A 17,723-nucleotide genomic window follows, 5' to 3' on the forward strand; every position below is an offset into this window, starting at 1 on the left:
AACGAAAGCTGCGTTTAAACCTTAATGTCCGCCGCGCGGGTTAATTCTGGAACCATGAGCGGATTGGCGGGCGGCGCTGGATGTGAATGGCAAACGTCTCGCGCAACATCATTGCGAGCGAAGCGAAGCAATCCAGTCTTGCAAAACTCGAATGACCAAGACTGGATTGCTTCGTCGCAAGGGCTCCTCACAATGACGGCTTATTGGCGGCAGGCGCCGTTATCGCGCGCGCTCGCTCATCTGATAGGTCAGATGCGCTTTCACCGTCGGCCATTCCGACGCGATGATGCTGTAGACCACCGTGTCGCGCAGCGTGCCATTCGGTGCAACCTGATGGCTGCGCAAGATTCCGTCCTGTTTCGCGCCCAGCCGCTCGATGCCGCGCCGCGACTGGTGATTGAAGAAATGCGTGCGGAACTCCACCGCGATGCAGTTCAGCTTTTCGAAGGCATGGGTGAGCAGCAGCAGCTTGCATTGCGTATTGAGCGGTGTGCGCTGGACGCGCTTTGCGTACCAGGTCGAGCCGATCTCGACGCGCCGGTTCGCCGCATCGACGTTCATGTAGGTGGTCATGCCGGCGATCTTTCCACCCGCGTCCGTCACTACGAACGGCAGCATCGATCCTGCGGCCTGCAGGCCGAGACGCCGCGCGATTTCGGCGTCCATGGTCTCCGGCGCGGGGATGGAGGTGTACCAGAGCTTCCACAGCTCGCCGTCCTTCACCGCCTCGATCAGACCATCCGTGTGATCCCTCGACAGCGGCTCAAGCCGCGCGTGCGGCCCCTCAAGGGTCGTTGGCTCAAGCCACGCCATCGGAATGTCCTTACTTGTTCAGGAAGTTGAGCGGCAGGCCGCCGCGCGGCCAGTCCATCGCTACCAGTTCGCCCTTGCCGGACAGCGTGATGTACGCCGTCTTCAACTCCGGCCCGCCGAACGCAATGTTGGTGGTGACGTTGTCACCGGTCGGCACCTGCTCGACCAGTTTGCCGTCGGGCGCGATCACCGAGATGCAGCCGGAGATCAGCGTCGCGACGCAAACATTGCCCGAGGCTTCGACGCCGAGTGAGTCATACATCTGGTAACCGCCGAGGCCCGAAATCGGCTTGCCGAGTTCGCCGCGATAGATCGCTTCGCCGGGCGTGATTTCCCCCGGCGCACCGATAGCAAAAGCCCACAGCCGTGCGGTCGGGGTTTCGGCGACATAGACAGTTTTCTCATCCGGCGAGAGGCCGATGCCGTTGGCAGGCAACATGTGCGGCACCGCCTCGACGAGTTCGGTCCCGCCCTTCTTCATGTAATAGACGGCGCCGACGTCGAGATCGTGCGCGCGACGCTTGCCGAGATCGGTGAACCAGAGCCCGCCCTCCCTGTCGAACACAAGATCGTTCGGTCCCTTGAGCTGACGTTCGCCGCAATGAGTAAACAGCGTTTCGACCTTGCCGTTTGAGAGATCGACGCGCTGCAACGAGCCGCCGATATATTCCGACGGACGCGGCGCGCCCGGCATGATGTTGCCGCGCGGGCCGGGCGCCCACGAGAAGCCGCCATTGTTGCAGAGGTACATCTTGCCGTCTGGTCCCAGCGCCGCGCCATTCGGCCCGCCGGGAATCTTCGCAATGATCTCCTTGCGCCCGTCGGGATAAACGCGGGTCAATGTCTGACGCCGTATTTCCACCAGCACCACCGAGCCATCGGGCATCACCACCGGCCCTTCGGGAAATTCGAGACCGGTTGCGATGACGCGGACGTTTGACATGAAGACCTCCCGGACAGTGTTTTTGATTTTGACGCGTGAAACCTATCGTGCGGTTTTGCCGATGACCAGTGCGGGGGCGCAGGCTCTGTTGTCGTGTGATGGAAAGCGCACTCCATCAGTACGTCGTCCCGGCGAAGGCCGGGACCCATAACCACCATCTTGCCGTTAGAGCTGGTAGGCCGGACACGCCTTTGCAAAATACTCCGACAGGGGTGATGGGTCCCGGCCTTCGCCGGAACGACCTGTGGAGAGATCAGCTAGTCTTTCTTCTCGAAGTCTTTCCACACCAGTCCGGCAGCGGCGATGTCCGACAGCGCGTTGCCCACCGCCTTGAACACCGTGATCTCACGGTCGCTTTCGCGGCCCTTCCGCTCGCCGCGGCACAGTTCGGCCAGCGAACCGGCGATATCGTCCGGCGCAATGACGTCATCGCGGATCGGATCGAGCAGCTCGCCGCTCTCCTTCAGCGCATCGTAGGTGTCCACATAGACGCGCCCCCTGCGAAACACCTCATTGTCGGCCTCGCGCATGAATGGCGTGAAGCTGCCGATCAGATCGAGATGCGTGCCCGGCTTCAGCCATGCGCCCTTGATGATCGGCTTCTCCGAGAGCGTGGCGCAACTGACGATGTCCGCCTCGCCGACGGCACGCTCCAGATCGGGCGCAACAGACGCATCGATGCCCCTGGCGCGCAGATCGAACACCAGCCGCGCTGCGCCTGCCTCATTGATATTCCACACCGCGACCTTGTCGATCGGCCGCACGGCGCGGAACGCATCTGCTGTGAGACTGGCGATCCGGCCCGAACCTGCGATCAGGAGCTTCCGCGCATTCTTGCGCGCGAGAAACGACCCGCCGAGCGCGGCGATGCCCGCCGTGCGCCGCGAGGTGATCTCGTTGCCATCGATCAGTGCGATGTGCTGGCCGGTGTCGCCGTCGCACAAGAGGTAACTCGAAAACAGGCCCGGCAGCGCCTTCTTGCCGTTCTCGGGAAAGATCGTGACGATCTTGATGCCGACAAACGCGCGCTGCCACGCCGGCATGATCAGAATGGTCGCGGTCGAGCCGTCCGGCTGCGGCATGAAATGATGGTGTCGCAGCGGCACATCCGCGCCCGCCGTGAACGCCTCGCGCAAGGCAGGGATCAGCCGGTCGAACGGCAGACTCGCACGGGTGCGAGCGGCGTCGATGACGATGGGGGATGGCGTTGTGCTCAAACTGAAATCTCTCCACGTCGTCCCGGCGAAGGCCGGGACCCATACTCCCTACACTATCGTTCAAAACGGAAAGCGAACCACTGGCTAATCTGGCATCGCGGACGAACACCACGTTCGGTGGTTATGGGTCCCGGCCTTCGCCGGGACGACCCCTTTAATACGCCATATGCGAGCCTCATTGCCCTGCCCTCACCTTGTCCATCAGCTTCTTCCGGAACGCGCGATCGCGCTTGAGGTGCCATTCCCGGCTCATCGCTTCATTGCGCGTCTTGAACGGCTCGGTGTGCAGCAGCAGCCAGACCCGCCCGCGCGTCGAGCGCGCGCCGGTCCCCGCATTGTGCTTTTCCAGTCGCTGCGTCACATCGTTGGTCCAGCCGACGTAGGATGTGTAGCGGCCCTTGTGAAAGCTGCCCAGCACATAGACGAAGGCGGCGGGTTTGGATTTCACTTTTGCTGCGCGAGGCTTGGATTTCGTCGCTCGAGACTTTGATGCCGCCGCGCGAGGTTTAGCCGGCATTCGCGTCACTTGGCGGCGGGCGCCTTTGGCGCGTCCTTCGACGAATCCTTGGCCGCCCCGTTAGACTTGCCCAGCGCCTGCACCTGCCCCTGCAACTGCGCGACGGTGTTCTGCAGGCCGATCACCGTTGCTTTCAAGGCATCGATCTGCCGGTTGGCGGCGTCGATCTTCTGCTGGCTGTCCAGCGACGCCTTGGTCAGCGACGACTTCAGGAAGTTGACGTTGCTCTGCAGGCAGCCGGTGCGCCGCTCCATGGTCTTCTCGGCGGTGCAGATCTCGATGCCGGGCACGTCCTGCGCCATCGCTTGATGCGGCACAGCCGCGAGCAGTGCAGCGGCAATCAGGAATCTCATCATGTCCGACCTCCTCAAAGCTTCGCCATATCGAAGCGTTTCCGCGCATCCCGCGCAAACTGTCTCAGAACGTAACGGCGTTGGCGGCCAATATCTTGCGCAATCTTAAGATTTGGAACGCGGGTGGAACGAAACGCGCCCGAATCAGCGATTCATACCATGCTCGCCTGACGGCGCACCGACATCTTGTGCCGCATGCACGCGGCGCGTCCACATCATGCTTTGCGAGGGTTGCGCGGATCAGGCGAAACGTCGAAAACAGGCGTCAATCGTTAACGCTCACCCGCCACGAACCAGCCCAAGAACAACAAAGAGCAAAGCCCGCAAATGAGCGACCTGCCCACAGACCTGCACGGTGTGTTTCCCTATCTCGTCTCGCCGACCACGACTGACGGCCGCATCAAGACCGATGTGCTGGGCAAGCTCTGCGACGACATGATCAAGGCGGGGGTTCACGGGGTGACGCCGCTCGGCTCGACCGGCGAGTTCGCCTATCTCAGCCGCGAACAGCGCACCGCCGCGGTCACGGCGACGGTGGAAGCGACCGCGAAGCGCGTGCCGGTGATCGCGGGCGTAGCCTCGACATCAACCGCGGACGCGGTCGCGCAGGCCAAGGCCTATCAGGCGCTCGGCGCCGACGGCATCCTGGCGATTCTCGAAGCCTATTTCCCGGTGAAGGACGCGCAGGTCGAGGCGTATTTCCGCGCCATCGCGGACGCCGTCGATATTCCGGTGGTGATCTACACCAACCCGAACTTCCAGCGCTCGGACCTCACCCTCGACGTGATCGCACGCCTCGCCGAACATCCGCGCATCCAGTACATCAAGGATGCCTCGAACAACACCGGCCGCCTGCTCTCGATCATCAACCGCTGCGGCGACAAGATGCGGGTGTTCGCGGCGTCGGCGCATATTCCGGCGGCGGTGATGCTGATCGGCGGCGTCGGCTGGATGGCGGGACCGGCCTGCATCGTGCCGCGCGAAAGCGTGAAGCTCTATGATCTGTGCAAGGCGGGGCGCTGGGACGAAGCCGTGGCGCTGCAACGCAAGCTGTGGCGGGTGAATGAGGTGTTCGCGCGGTTCAATCTCGCAGCCTGCATCAAGGCCGGGCTGGACATGCAGGGCTATGCTGTCGGCGACCCGATCGCGCCGCAGACAGCCCTGACACCGGAAGAGCGCAAGATCGTCGAGGGCGTGTTGCGGGACCTGACATAGCCCGGCAACACACACACCCGATGTCGTCGTGCGCAAAAGAAAACCCCGCCGAAGCGGGGTTTACGTTCAGTGATGACGCCTTGGCCCATAGTGGCGGGGTGGCGCATAATAGCGCGGACGCACATGGTGGCGCGGGCGGTCATACCCGCGGTGATAGCGGGGCCGGTCATGTCGGCGCTGATTGTAGCTGGGCACAGGGTAATACTGCGTCTTCTCAACCTGCATGGCCTTCGCCAGGCGGGTGATCTCCGCAGGCGCAAGCGGTGCAGCCGTTGCAGCCTTGCCCATGAACAAGGTCGCCACAGCAACGGCGACCAGCATCAAGGTTCGCGTCATTCGCATTCCATCCTTCAGTTCTTACAACACGCACCACCGATGCAATTGAATCGCGGCACAACAAAGACTCGCTGCAGCGAGTTCGGTCGCTATTTCAAATGCGCAACGCGAAAAGGGTAACCAGCCACCGTTAGCGAGCGCGGCGCTGGCGAATATTCTGAATCTCGTTGAGTTGAGAACGCGAATTGGAAAAGCCTCTCTGCTCCCTCGCCCCGCTCTTGCGGGGAGAGGGTTGGGGTGAGGGTGAGCATTCAGCAAACGTGATATTGGTGATCCCGGAGCCAATGCCCCTCACCCCCGTGCTTTGCGCGTCGACCTCTCCCCGTAAACGGGGAGAGGTGAAAAAAGCTAAGCTCCCACCGCGGGCTGCCGCCTGTCCAGCGCGGCCAGCGCATCGGCCAGTATCGCGCGAATCCGCTCGGCCTCCTTCGCCTCGATCAGCGAGGGATCGAGATAGAAATCGAGGCCGGGCATGCGCTCGATGACGACGCCTCCCTTCTCGGTAGAGTGATCGAGCAGGTCATCGACCGCGTACGGCACCACCTCGCGGCTGATGCCCTTCATGGTAATCGGCGGCAGCGGATGCGCGGCGATCACGTCGCTGACCAGCGCGAAGGTCTCGTAGCTGACAACGATCCGGCCCGGCTCCGCAATCGACTGCAGGCGCGCGGCGAGGTTCGCCTCGGCCCCGATGATCGTGTAGTCCATGCGATCGGCGCTGCCGAAATTGCCGACGTTGCAATATCCGGTATTGATGCCCATGCGGGTCTTGAACGGCTGCTCGACGCCTTCCATGCGCCATTTCGCGTTCAGTTCAGTCAATCTGCGCTGCATGTCCCACGCCATCTGCAGGCACGCCTGCGCATCCAGCCGCTCGCCCTTGGTTTCGGGATCGCCGAAGAAAATCAGCATCGCATCGCCGATGAACTTGTCGATGGTGCCGCCATGCTTGAGCGCGATAGCGGACATTTCGGTGAAGTACTCGTTGAGCAGATGGGTGATGATTTCCGGCTGCAGGCGTTCGGTTGTCGCCGTGAAATTCTGGATGTCGGAAAAGAAGATCGTGAGCTTCTTGCGCTCGGTGTGAATCGTCACATCCTTCTGGCCGCTGAAGATGCTCTTGTAGATCTGGGGCGAGATGTAACGTGAAATCTTCATCGACAGCGAGGCAAGGAAATCGTTGTTGGCTTCCAGTTCCCTGTTCATGCCCATGATCTGCCGGGCCTGCCGCCGCTGCATGCCGAGGAACGACAGTCCGCTGGCTCCGGCGAGCGCAAAGTATGCCAGCAGGTACTTGAACGAGAAGATGTTGGCGGCGATCGGCTGCGCGATGACCACCTCCTGAATGCCGCGCACATCGCCGACCTTCCAGTCCTTCTTCGGGCTCTCGGGATGCGCGTTGTGGCAACTGACGCAGGCAGCGCCCATGATGATGGGCACGACCAGGCGGACGCGGTCGCTGAACAGCGAATGGGAGACATCCTCGATCTTCTGGTTCGGATTGACGCGCAGGCTCGCCAGCGCGGCGGTCTCGAACGGATCGAGCTGGTGCGGCGAGCGGTTCTTGAACGGATAATCCGAGACGAAGCGATAGATGATGTTCTGCTGCTGCTCGCTGATCACCTTGCCGAGTTCGAGCGACAGCGTGGCCGGAATCGGCACCGCCCCCGGCACGGTCTCATAGTTGTGGATCACCTGGGTCTGTCCGGAGTGGGACAGGATGCGCCCGACAACATTGCTGGCGTAGTAGCTGCGCACGCTGGAAACCAGGGAATTGAGGTCGGTCGCCTGCCGGCGCAGCGCCGCTTCCCCGAGACTTGTCAGATCGAGCCACACCGCCACCGGCAGCAGCGCCAGCAGAAGGGCGATCAGAAAACCGGTCAAAATGCCGCGAGAGCGCAGCTTTTCAGGATTCGCCTTGTCCATGGTCCAGCCCCCATTGCCGCTGCAGTGATTCCCGTACTTCCTAATACAGGATGCTTTGACGAACCAATGACAGTCTGGTCATGCCGGCCATTCTGGCCCGGGAACCAGCGACCACGGGGCGTTGAAATCGGCGGCGGCAGACAACACCTAATGAGGCTATCGAGCCGTGAACCCAAGGGTGCCAGCATGGTCAAGGTCGTTTACGAAGTGGTCGAGCACGATGGCGGCTGGGCTTACAAGTTCAACAACGTGTTTTCGGAGACCTTCCGGACCCATGAGGCTGCGCGCGCCGCCGCAACCCGCGCTGCGGCAGAGCAGCGTGTGCCGGGCCGGACCGAGGTCATCCAGTTCGAGGACGGCCAGGGCAACTGGCGCGAGGAAACTGTCCGGGGCACCGACCGTCCCTCGACCGAGGTGGTCGACAAGGGCAAACGCTGACTGGATCGCGGCAGTTCCGCCGCGGCCGATTGCAAGGCGGAACGGCCCGGGCTAAAAAACCCGCATGGTCAAAGCATTGCGTAACTGGCTCGAAACCCATGAACTACCGGCGATCATCGCCGGGGTGCTTGGCGTCCTCACCCTGCTCTCAGTTATTCTAGTGGTCGGCGGATACCTGATCGTCACACCGTAGCCTCCGCGCCATACGGGTCCCAACGGACCTGACAACGCTCGACGGATACGAACTCCGGGTCAGCCACCTTCTCTCTTAGCGAGATTGACAGTGGCCCCGACCGATGAGTTGTTCAGAGAGGCGATGTCGTTCTTTCAGGCCGGGCGGATGCGCGAGGCCGAGAAGTCCCTTCGCAAACTGCTGCGCAAACAGTCCGCTCACCCGCTGGGCTTGAGCGTACTGGGCGCCATTCTCACCGGCACTGGAAAATATACGGAAGCCGAGCGCTTGCTGCGGTCGGCGCTGCAGCTCAATCCGAACGCGTATGCGGCCCTGTACAATCACGGGCTCGCGCTCAAGGCGCTCGGCCGCCCGGATGAAGCGCTGGCACGTTTCACGCAGGCGCTTGCGGTCAGCCCGAACGATGCCGAAGCGTGGAGCAATCGCGGCACGGTCTACAACGACCTCAAGGAATATCAGGCTGCGATTTCCGATTTCGACAAGGCGATCGCGCTGCAGCCGAATTATGCACTGGCCCATCACAACAAAGCCAACGCGCTGTTCGGGCTCGCCCGCTACGACGACGCATTGGCGGCCTATCAACGCGCAGTCGCACTGAAACCGGATCTGGTGGACAGCTGGACCGGCGCCGGGCTCACCCTGCACAAGCTCAAGCGGCATCCAGAGTCCGCGGACGCTTATGAAACCGCGCTACAACGCAATCCGTCGTATCCGTTTCTCAAGGGCATCCTGCTGCACCAGCGGATGCTGACCTGTGACTGGCACGACACCGGCAGCCTGATCGCGGAGATCGAAAGCGACATCGCCGCGGGCAAGCTGTCTGCCGAGCCATTCGGCTGGCAGGGTGTCGCCACCTCGGACCGCAGCCTGCAAGCCTGCGCCGAACTTTACAGCGCAGCGACATTTCCGGCGAACCATCGTGGCGCGCCGGCGGCGCGGCCCGATAACCGCGACAGGATCCGGCAAAAAATAAATATTGGCTATCTGTCCGGCGAACTTCGCGCGCAGGCGACATCGTTCCTTCTTGCCGGCGTGCTGGAGCAACACGACACCTCGCAGTTCGAGATCCATGCCTTCGACAACGGCTGGGACGACGGCAGCGAGACCCGCAGACGCATCGCCGATGCGGTTCATCGCATCGTCGATATCCGCAATCTGAATGACGCACAGGCCGCGAGCGCGATCCGCGACAGCGGCATCGATATTCTGGTCAACCTCAACGGTTATTTCGGCGATGACCGCACCCGCGTGTTCGCACAGCATCCGGCGCCGGTGCAGGTCAACTATCTCGGATTTCCCGGCACGCTCGGCGCAGCCTACATGGACTACATCGTCGCCGATGCCACCGTGATCCCGGAGTCCCAGCGACCGTTCTTTAACGAAAAGGTCGTGCATCTGCCGGACAGCTATCAGGCCAACGACCGTGCGCGCCCGATCGCGGATCGCGCCTTTACCCGCGACGAGTTCGGCCTGCCGCAGGACGGCTTCGTGTTCTGCTGCTTCAACAACAACTACAAGATCACGCCGCAGACGTTCGATGGCTGGATGCGGATTCTGGCGCGTGTCCCCGGCAGCGTGATGTGGCTGATCGAGGACAACGCGACCGCCAGCGGCAATCTCAGGAAAGAGGCCGCCGCGCGCGGCATCGCACCGGAGCGGCTGGTGTTCGCGGCGCGCATGCCGCCGGACGAGCATCTGGCGCGGCATCGCTGCGCCGATCTGTTTCTCGACACCCTGCCCTACAACGCGCACACCACCGCAAGCGACGCATTGTGGGCGGGGCTTCCGCTGCTGACATGCATGGGAGACACCTTCGCGGGGCGCGTCGCGGCCAGCCTGCTCGGGGCTATCGGCCTGCCCGAACTCGTCACGTCATCGCAGACGGACTATGAGCGCCTCGCCATTGAACTTGCGACGCAGCCGGACAGGCTCGCGGCGCTCCGGCGAAAACTCGCGGACAATCGCCTGACCACGCCGCTGTTCGACACGGTGCGCTTCACGCGGCACCTGGAGCAGGCCTATGCCGCCATGCATGCGCGCCGCAAGGCGGGACAGAGGCCGGGGCATATTGTCGTGCCGGCCTCGTAGCCCGGCGTTACTTCTCGTCGCGGAAATACGGCTCGACCGGGCCGGTCAGCTTGATGGTCAGCGGATTGCCGAAGCGGTCCTTCGATGTGCCCGCCGTGACGCGCACCCAGCCCTCGCTGACGCAGTATTCCTCGACATTGTTCTTCTCGACGCCCTTGAAGCGGATGCCGACATCGCGCGACAGCACCTCCGCGTTGTAATACGGGCTGCGGGGGTCGATGGAGAGGCGGTCGGGCAGCTGGTCGCTCATCGTCATATCCTGATTCACATTGGTCTGAAGGTACGGTGTCCTGATTTACAGGAGCTTTTCAATATCGCGGGTCAGCGCGCCGGGCGCCGTGGTCGAGCCGTAACGCGCGACGACCTTGCCGGCGCGATCGACCAGGAATTTGGTGAAATTCCATTTGATCGCCGTCGAGCCGAGCAATCCCGGCTTCTCGGTCTTGAGGTGATCGAACAGCGGCAGCGCATTGTCGCCGTTGACGTCGATCTTGGCGAACATCGGAAACGTCACGTCGTATTTCTGCGAACAGAACGTGGCGATCTCCTGCGCCGTCCCCGGCTCCTGGCCGCCGAACTGGTTGCACGGAAAGCCGAGCACCGAAAAGCCGCGCGGGCCGAGCGCGCGCTGCAATTCCTCGAGCTGTGCATACTGGGGCGTGAAGCCGCAGGCGCTGGCGGTGTTGACGATCAGCAGCACCTGCCCCTCGTAATCCTTGAGCGGACGCTCTCCGCCGTCCAGCATCGCCGCCGAAAAATCGTAGACCGTCGTCAATGGCGCTCTCCTGCGCGAGTCCCGCAAATCGGACCCGGAAAGTACGGTATCCGCGTCGTCATTGCGAGCGAAGCGAAGCAATCCAGTCTTGAGCAAAGCAGGGGCTGGATTGCTTCGTTGCAAGGGCTCCTCGCAATGACGCACAAGTCCCCATCATGTCCTCAGGTCCGGAAGCCGCCCTTTTGCTGATTGGCGAGCCAGTCGGAGAGCTTCGCCGGAGCCTCTTTCTTGGCGGGCTTTGCCGCCACTTTCCTGGTTTTGGCCCGGGCCGGCGGAGCGGCAGCCGCCTCGGCAGCCTCCTTGGCGAGGCGCAGCGCGCGCAGCTTTTCCATGTTGGCGCGCACCGCGCGGCCTTCCGCCTCGTACTGCGTCAGGGCCTTGTCGCCGTCGCTCTTCTCGCCATGCGGCTTTTCGCTCATTGTTGTCTCCGAATGGGGCATGGTCAGCAGCATGCCCTCGGGCGGACCCAAGGGCGGGAACCGGCGCGCGGACAGGACCATGCCCAAACATGACCGTCCGCGTCGCCGCAGCGGTCCCTTTAGCCGATCCGCGATGCCGTGTCTTGCACCGCGAAAGTCGCTGTGACGGCTGGATTTATCCGATATTGGCAACTCCACGCTAAGGCCTGCGAGGCTAAGGAGCCTCGGAAAGCCATAATTGTTCAACAATTTGGGCGACACTCCCCGCTTTCGGCGAGCGTGAGCACCCGCGACAGAGAAACGTGTTGGCGATCCGGACGACATATATCGTGCTGATGTGCGGCGCGGGCATTCTGGCCGGTGTCGGCGGCTGGCTGATCGGCGACCGGTTGTTCTTGCAGAGCGCATCCGCATCGCTGACCAGCGACGAGCCCAACGACGAACCCAGGGAAGAACTGGATTTCGACGCACGCTATCCGGTCTCCAACACGATGATGAAACAGGACCGCGTGATCGCCTCGCCGGTTCCGGCCGAAAGCACCGAGTCCACCGTTCCGAACGACATGTATGAAACCGCGCGCGCCTGGCTCGCCGCGCCGGTGACCCTGCCGCGCAGGCTGACCTCGAAATCGGAGAAGCCATCGCGGCTGTTTCTCAACGATACCCAGATCGCGGGCATCAAGAAACGGCTGAACCTCACCCCAGCGCAGCAGAAGTACTGGCCGCCGGTGGAAAACGCGATGCGCGAGGTCACGCTGCAAATCGAGGATTACCAGAAACGGCTGAAGAAAAACCGCGACGATTCGTTCGACACGGAAAGCGACGCCATCACACGGCTGAAGACCGCGACCCGCGCACTCTACACGCAACTCAGCGGCACACAGAAGAATGACATCGCGCTGCTGGTGCGCATGGCAGGTCTCGGCCCCGCCTTCGCCGAACTCACCGGGGCGAAGGTGACGCGGAACGAGCCGGAGAATTCAAGGTGAGGCGATAATCTTTCCACGCGTCGTCCCCGCGAAAGCCGGGACCCATACGCCCTGCGCCACCGACAACTTCAACGAGCCAGCCACAATCGCAATGCGCTCCCTCTTGCGGGGAGAGGGTTGGGGTGAGGGGCATTGATAAATGCGACCCAAAGGAAAACCCCTCACCCGCTCGCTTTGCTCGCGACCTCTCCCCGTAAGAACGGGGCGAGGTGAAGCAACGCCGCCGGCTAGTTCCGAAACTCGTTCGTCAGTTCGCCGATACCGTCGATGGCGATGGTGATCTTGTTGACCGGCTCCTTCATCACGCCGACGCCCAAGGACGTGCCGCAGGCGATGATATCGCCCGGCAGCAGCGTCATGTCGTGCGAGATCTTGCTGACCAGTTCCTGCGCCGAGAAGATCATGTCCGAGATCCGGTAGGACTGCCGCTCCGCGCCGTTGAGAATGGTGCGCACCGTCAGCGTAGCCGGATCGATGTCCGTGACGATGGCGGGGCCGAACGGACAGAAGTCGTCGAAGCCCTTGGCGCGCGCCCACTGCGGGAACGTCGGGTCCTTGTTGAGAATGTCCGCGGCAGTGATGTCGTTGATGCAGGTATAGCCGAGGATGAAATCATCGGCCTGCGCGACCGAAACCGCGCGGCATGTCTTTCCGATCACGATGGCAAGCTCGCCTTCATAGACCACCTTCCCGTCATACCACGCGGGCTTCTGCACCACCGCGCTCGGCGATGTCGCGGTGGTCGGCGCCTTCAGCAGATAGAGCGGCTCGGCGGGTTCGGCGACATTAAGCTTCGCCGCCAGCGCGTGAAAATTATTCCACAGCGCAACGATCTTCGATGGCGTGGTGGGTGCGAGCAATTCGACATCGGACAGCACAAGCGTCTTGCCGTTCGCCCGCGGGCTGTCGAACATATCGCCGTGATGAACGATAATGTTCTGGCCCGACAGTGTGCCGAACCCGGTCTGATCCTGATGGCGAAAGCGAACCCACTGCGTCACTGTGAAACCTCCAAGAAAATGCTTCCCGTCATTGCGAGGAGCGTAGCGACGAAGCAATCCAGTCCTTATGCAAGAAAACTGGATTGCTTCGCTTCGCTCGCAATGACGATTGAGACGACAGGATACGAATTCAATAAAGCTCCGCGATCTTGGCGCGCTGGGCCACCAGCGCCAGCACGACATCGATCGACGGCGTCGGGATTTTCGACAGCGCACCCATTTCCTGAACCACGGTGACGAGCGGATCGATTTCCATCGGACGGCCGCGTTCGAGATCCTGCAGCATCGACGTCTTGTGCGCACCGACCTTGCGCGCACCTTCGATCCGGCGCTCGACATCGACGCGGAACTTGATGCCGAACTTCTCCGCGATGGTCTGCGCCTCCACCATCATCGACTTGGCCACCGCTCGCGTGCCCGGATCGCTGCCGATCACATCGAGCGTGGCGTGGGTCAGCGCGCTGATCGGATTGAAGCAGACGTTGCCCCACAGCTTGAGCCAGATTTCATCGCGGATATTCTCGAGCACCGGAGCCTGAAGGCCGGCCTTGACGAACATGGCCGACAGCGCCTCGACATCGGCGCTCTTCTCGCCCGAAGGTTCACCGAGCGGAAAGCGGTCGCCGTAGACATGGCGGATCACGCCCGGCGCTTCGATTTCGGTCGCCGGATAAACCACGCAGCCGATCGCACGCTCCGGTCCAAGCTCTTTCCACTGGCGTCCGCCGGGATCGATGCTCTCCAGCGCCGAGCCTTCACACTCGTTGCCGTGCTTGTAGAAATACCAGTACGGAATGCCGTTCACGGCAGTGACGACGCGTGTCTTCGGCCCGAGCAGCGGTTGCATTGCCTCGAGCACGCCGGTGATCGAATGCGCCTTGAGGCAGATGATGACGAAATCCTGCGGGCCTAGCTCGGCGGGATTGTCGGTGCAACGCGGATGCACCACGCGCTCTTCATCACCGATGAGAAGCTTGAGGCCGTTGGCCTTCATCGCCGCGAGGTGCGCGCCGCGCGCGACAAGGCTGACATCAGCCCCCGCCAGCGAGAGCTGGACACCGAGATACCCGCCAATCGCGCCCGCACCGTAAATACAAATCTTCATCGCGGCTTCCCGAAACAGTTGCCAAAAAAACCAATGCACAAACCGTGTTTCGGCTTACGCACGTCCACTATCGGCTGAGTTCATCGACCATGCGCCGGCATGGCGAAAAAGAAGCAAGGCGCAATCACATATCCAGGGAGAGCATGTGATCGCGCCCTGCAGGGGAAAACGTCAGGCAAACGCGAAATCGGCCGGCCTCGGCCCGGGGCGCGCCACCGCATCGAAGCCGGTGGAAGCGTTGATGTCCCGCATGCTGATCACACCAATCAAGGTGTGATCGTCGATCACCGGCAGATGCCGGATGTGATTTTCGTTCATCAGATCGCGCACGTGATCGAGCGTGTCGGTGGAATGGCACGACACCAGCTTCTGCACCGAGATCAGCGCCGAGACCTTCATGTTCAGTCCCGCAGGCCCATGCTCGGCGACGGCGCGCACCACGTCGCGCTCCGAAAACATGCCGACCGCGACATTGCCCTCAGTGCGGCACACATCCTTCACGACAAGTGCGCTGATGTTCTCGTTGCGGAGCAGCCGCGCCGCCGTCGCGACGGTTTCATTCATGCGGACGGTGGCGATACGGGTGGCCTTCCTGTTCAGGATGTCTCCGACTCTCATCACAACCTCCTTGCTAGGTGGGGACCAGGGTCCCCGTGGACGGTGCATGCGCGAGGACAGATGTCCTCTCTGATGGACGAAGATTGGTATACATTATGCCAAGAGTCAATCGGAACAAATTCCTATTTTCGGTGGCATGCCTGAGTGTCAGCAGCGCGAAATCACGCCTGGCACAGCCGCCGCAATGCGGTCTCCATTCCGCCCTTTGCGCTGGAGTTTGTCACGGTCTGGCCATTTGCATCGACGCGAGCAGCAAATCGCGGGCAAGCTACTGGAAGCACATAGCAAAGGCCCTTCGTCTGCCAATATCTGAGGGCTGATGTAAAATCAGCTTGGGCGACGCACCTCCTCCGTCATCGCGAGCAGCGCAGCGACGAAGCAATCCAGCCGTCACGTGACGATGATCTTGTCTGGATTGCTTCGCTGCGGTCGCAATGACGATGCAAGATCGATCTACAAACACAAATGCCCGGGACGGGCCCGGGCATCATGTCGTGTGTATCGAATTTGTTGAAAGACGGCTTCGCGCAGAATTTTTCTGCGCGAAGACTCTGCTCAGCTCTTCATCACGTCCACCAGCGTCTTGCCGAGACGCGCAGGCGACGGCGAGACGCGGATGCCGGCGGCTTCCATCGCGGCGATCTTGGATTCCGCATCACCCTTCCCGCCCGAGATAATCGCACCGGCATGACCCATGCGGCGGCCTGGAGGTGCGGTGCGTCCTGCGATGAAACCGACCATCGGCTTCTTGCGTCCGCGCCTTGCCTCGTCCTTGATGAACTGCGCCGCGTCTTCTTCCGATGAGCCGCCGATTTCACCGATCATCACGATCGACTTCGTGTCAGGATCAGCGAGGAACAGCTCAAGCATCGAGATGAAGTCGGTACCCTTCACCGGATCACCGCCGATACCGACCGCCGTGGTCTGGCCGAGACCTTCAGCGGAGGTCTGGTACACCGCCTCGTAGGTCAGCGTGCCGGAGCGCGACACGATTCCCACATTGCCCTTCTTGAAAATATTGCCGGGCATGATGCCGATCTTGCATTCGCCCGCCGTCATCACGCCGGGACAGTTGGGACCGATCAGCCGCGACGATGATCCTTCCAGCGCACGCTTGACGCGCACCATGTCGGTGACCGGAATGCCTTCGGTGATGCAGACGATCAACGGCACCTCGGCGTCAATGGCTTCGCAGATCGCATCTGCAGCGCCCGGCGGCGGCACGTAAATCACGCTGGCATCGGCGCCGGTGGCCTCGCGCGCCTGCGCCACCGTATCGAATACCGGCAGGCCGAGATGCGTGGAGCCGCCCTTTCCGGGTGACGTACCGCCAACCATCCGGGTGCCGTAAAGCGCCGCCTGCTCGGAATGAAAAGTGCCGTTTTTGCCCGTAAAACCTTGGCAAATCACCTTGGTATTGCTGTCGATGAGGATGGACATTACGCGGCTTCCTTTCGTGTGGCGCGAACGATCTTCTGCGCCGCATCGTCGAGATCATCGGCGGCAACTACATTCAGTCCGGACTCGGCGATCACCTTCTTGCCGAGTTCGACGTTGGTGCCTTCGAGGCGCACCACAAGCGGCACGCTCAAGCCGACTTCGCGCACGGCGGCGACCACACCTTCGGCGACGACGTCACAACGCATAATGCCGCCGAAGATGTTGACCAGGATGCCCTTCACGTTCGGATCGGAGGTGATGATCTTGAAAGCAGCGGCGACCTTCTCCTTGGTCGCACCGCCGCCGACGTCGAGGAAGTTCGCCGGCGTCGCGCCATAGAGCTTGATGATGTCCATGGTCGCCATCGCCAGTCCCGCGCCGTTGACCATGCAACCAATGGTGCCTTCGAGCGCGATGTAGTTCAGGTCGTATTTCGACGCCTCGATTTCCTTTTCGTCTTCCTCCGTCAGGTCACGCAGCTTCACCAGTTCATGGTGACGATACAGTGCGTTGGAATCGAAGTTGATCTTGGCGTCGAGGCAGCGCAGTTCGCCCTGCTTCGTCACCACCAGCGGATTGATTTCCAGCATCGCCATGTCGGTGGAAAGGAAGGCGTTATAGAGCTGCGCCGTGAGTTTCTCCGCCTGCTTGGCGAGATCGCCCGTGAGGCCCAGAACCTGCGCGACCTTGCGGCCGTGATGCGCCATCACGCCGGTCGCCGGATCGATGGAGAATGTCACGATCTTGTCGGGCGTATCATGCGCCACCTTCTCGATGTCCATGCCGCCTTCGGTCGACACCACGAAAGCGACGCGCGAGGTTTCGCGATCGACCAGCATAGAGACGTAGAATTCCCTTTCGATCTCGGAGCCGTCCTCGATGTACAGCCGGTTGACCTGCTTGCCGGCCGGTCCCGTCTGCTCGGTGACGAGCGTGCGTCCGAGCATTTCCTTCGCGAAGCTTGCGACTTCATCGACGGACTTCGCCAGCCGCACGCCACCCTTGGCATCCGCCGGCAATCCCTTGAACTTGCCCTTGCCGCGCCCGCCGGCGTGGATCTGTGATTTCACGACGTAGACCGGACCCGGCAACGCCTTCGCCGCGGCAACCGCTTCATCGACCGTGAAGGCCGGTGCGCCCGCGGACACCGTCACTCCGAAATTCTTCAGGACCGCCTTGCCCTGATACTCATGGATATTCATCGCATTCCTCCCGTCATGACTGAAGTCAAGAAACGCCCTGTTTTCAGGGCTTATGAGATCCAACGTCGCCTTGTATTATGTATACCAGAGATTGCCCGCTCGCCATGCGCGAGTCAATCGGATCGGGAAAGAAAA

At 61.9% G+C, this 17,723-nt stretch carries 20 protein-coding genes; 5 read left to right on the top strand and 15 right to left on the bottom strand.

Going from position 1 to position 17,723, the window contains the following annotated elements; all coding sequences use genetic code 11:
* Positions 1–219: 219 nt before the first annotated feature.
* The 5 genes from BN32_RS12305 to BN32_RS12325 form a co-directional block, all read right to left on the bottom strand.
* Positions 220–813 carry a GNAT family N-acetyltransferase gene (locus BN32_RS12305; protein WP_019198505.1) on the bottom strand — a complete coding sequence of 198 codons (594 nt, stop codon included), beginning with the start codon at positions 811–813 and terminating at the stop codon, positions 220–222.
* A 10-nt stretch (positions 814–823) separates the two neighbouring features.
* Positions 824–1,756, bottom strand: a complete 933-nt coding sequence (locus tag BN32_RS12310; protein WP_019198506.1) for an SMP-30/gluconolactonase/LRE family protein — start codon at positions 1,754–1,756, stop codon at positions 824–826.
* Positions 1,757–2,013: 257 nt separating this feature from the next.
* Positions 2,014–2,973 carry a bifunctional Delta(1)-pyrroline-2-carboxylate/Delta(1)-piperideine-2-carboxylate reductase gene (lhpI, locus tag BN32_RS12315; RefSeq protein WP_019198507.1) on the bottom strand — a complete coding sequence of 320 codons (960 nt, stop codon included), beginning with the start codon at positions 2,971–2,973 and terminating at the stop codon, positions 2,014–2,016.
* 175 nt (positions 2,974–3,148) lie between these two features.
* Complete coding sequence (locus BN32_RS12320; protein ID WP_019198508.1) at positions 3,149–3,421, bottom strand: GIY-YIG nuclease family protein; 273 nt, start codon at positions 3,419–3,421, stop codon at positions 3,149–3,151.
* 74 nt (positions 3,422–3,495) lie between these two features.
* Positions 3,496–3,846 carry a hypothetical protein gene (locus BN32_RS12325; protein WP_019198509.1) on the bottom strand — a complete coding sequence of 117 codons (351 nt, stop codon included), beginning with the start codon at positions 3,844–3,846 and terminating at the stop codon, positions 3,496–3,498.
* 324 nt (positions 3,847–4,170) lie between these two features.
* Between BN32_RS12325 and BN32_RS12330 the strand changes: the two genes are divergently transcribed.
* Positions 4,171–5,058, top strand: a complete 888-nt coding sequence (locus BN32_RS12330) for a dihydrodipicolinate synthase family protein (protein WP_019198510.1) — start codon at positions 4,171–4,173, stop codon at positions 5,056–5,058.
* Positions 5,059–5,124: 66 nt separating this feature from the next.
* Here the strand turns inward: BN32_RS12330 and BN32_RS12335 are convergent, their stop codons facing one another.
* Positions 5,125–5,394: a hypothetical protein gene (locus BN32_RS12335; RefSeq protein WP_019198511.1), complete on the bottom strand. Its 270-nt coding sequence runs from the start codon at positions 5,392–5,394 to the stop codon at positions 5,125–5,127.
* Positions 5,395–5,742: 348 nt separating this feature from the next.
* Positions 5,743–7,320, bottom strand: coding sequence for an adenylate/guanylate cyclase domain-containing protein (locus BN32_RS12340; protein WP_019198512.1), 1,578 nt, complete (start codon positions 7,318–7,320; stop codon positions 5,743–5,745).
* Between the two features lie 186 nt (positions 7,321–7,506).
* Between BN32_RS12340 and BN32_RS12345 the strand changes: the two genes are divergently transcribed.
* The 3 genes from BN32_RS12345 (at position 7,507) to BN32_RS12350 (ending at position 10,039) form a co-directional block, all read left to right on the top strand.
* Entirely contained in the window at positions 7,507–7,758 is a 252-nt protein-coding gene (locus BN32_RS12345) for a DUF2188 domain-containing protein (protein ID WP_040426391.1), read from the top strand.
* 64 nt (positions 7,759–7,822) lie between these two features.
* Complete coding sequence (locus tag BN32_RS28065; protein ID WP_019198514.1) at positions 7,823–7,951, top strand: hypothetical protein; 129 nt, start codon at positions 7,823–7,825, stop codon at positions 7,949–7,951.
* 90 nt (positions 7,952–8,041) lie between these two features.
* Positions 8,042–10,039, top strand: a complete 1,998-nt coding sequence (locus BN32_RS12350; protein WP_019198515.1) for an O-linked N-acetylglucosamine transferase, SPINDLY family protein — start codon at positions 8,042–8,044, stop codon at positions 10,037–10,039.
* A gap of 7 nt (positions 10,040–10,046) precedes the next feature.
* On the opposite strand, the gene BN32_RS12355 is transcribed toward BN32_RS12350, so the two are convergent.
* The 3 genes from BN32_RS12355 to BN32_RS12365 all read right to left on the bottom strand — a co-directional run bounded on the left by BN32_RS12355 (position 10,047) and on the right by BN32_RS12365 (position 11,233).
* On the bottom strand, positions 10,047–10,295 hold the full coding sequence (locus tag BN32_RS12355; RefSeq protein WP_019198516.1) for a DUF3297 family protein: 249 nt from the start codon (positions 10,293–10,295) through the stop codon (positions 10,047–10,049).
* 39 nt (positions 10,296–10,334) lie between these two features.
* Positions 10,335–10,814, bottom strand: a complete 480-nt coding sequence (locus BN32_RS12360) for a glutathione peroxidase (protein ID WP_019198517.1) — start codon at positions 10,812–10,814, stop codon at positions 10,335–10,337.
* Positions 10,815–10,975: 161 nt separating this feature from the next.
* Positions 10,976–11,233: a hypothetical protein gene (locus tag BN32_RS12365; RefSeq protein WP_040426395.1), complete on the bottom strand. Its 258-nt coding sequence runs from the start codon at positions 11,231–11,233 to the stop codon at positions 10,976–10,978.
* A 302-nt stretch (positions 11,234–11,535) separates the two neighbouring features.
* Between BN32_RS12365 and BN32_RS12370 the strand changes: the two genes are divergently transcribed.
* The gene (locus BN32_RS12370) at positions 11,536–12,222 is read left to right on the top strand and encodes a hypothetical protein (protein ID WP_244438137.1); all 687 of its coding nucleotides are present in this window, start codon (positions 11,536–11,538) and stop codon (positions 12,220–12,222) included.
* A 227-nt stretch (positions 12,223–12,449) separates the two neighbouring features.
* Here the strand turns inward: BN32_RS12370 and BN32_RS12375 are convergent, their stop codons facing one another.
* The 5 genes from BN32_RS12375 to sucC form a co-directional block, all read right to left on the bottom strand.
* Positions 12,450–13,223, bottom strand: coding sequence for a fumarylacetoacetate hydrolase family protein (locus BN32_RS12375; RefSeq protein WP_019198520.1), 774 nt, complete (start codon positions 13,221–13,223; stop codon positions 12,450–12,452).
* A 130-nt stretch (positions 13,224–13,353) separates the two neighbouring features.
* The gene (locus BN32_RS12380) at positions 13,354–14,328 is read right to left on the bottom strand and encodes a 2-dehydropantoate 2-reductase (RefSeq protein ID WP_019198521.1); all 975 of its coding nucleotides are present in this window, start codon (positions 14,326–14,328) and stop codon (positions 13,354–13,356) included.
* Positions 14,329–14,499: 171 nt separating this feature from the next.
* Positions 14,500–14,946 (bottom strand): CBS domain-containing protein, encoded by a 447-nt coding sequence (locus tag BN32_RS12385; protein WP_019198522.1) that lies wholly within the window; start codon positions 14,944–14,946, stop codon positions 14,500–14,502.
* Positions 14,947–15,501: 555 nt separating this feature from the next.
* Positions 15,502–16,386: a succinate--CoA ligase subunit alpha gene (sucD, locus tag BN32_RS12390; protein ID WP_019198523.1), complete on the bottom strand. Its 885-nt coding sequence runs from the start codon at positions 16,384–16,386 to the stop codon at positions 15,502–15,504.
* The gene (sucC, locus tag BN32_RS12395; RefSeq protein ID WP_019198524.1) at positions 16,386–17,588 is read right to left on the bottom strand and encodes an ADP-forming succinate--CoA ligase subunit beta; all 1,203 of its coding nucleotides are present in this window, start codon (positions 17,586–17,588) and stop codon (positions 16,386–16,388) included. Before sucC ends, sucD begins: the two co-directional genes overlap by 1 nt.
* Positions 17,589–17,723 lie beyond the last annotated feature (135 nt).

Origin of the sequence: Afipia birgiae 34632 (genome assembly GCF_000308295.2) — a bacterium.
Taxonomy (GTDB): domain Bacteria; phylum Pseudomonadota; class Alphaproteobacteria; order Rhizobiales; family Xanthobacteraceae; genus Afipia; species Afipia birgiae.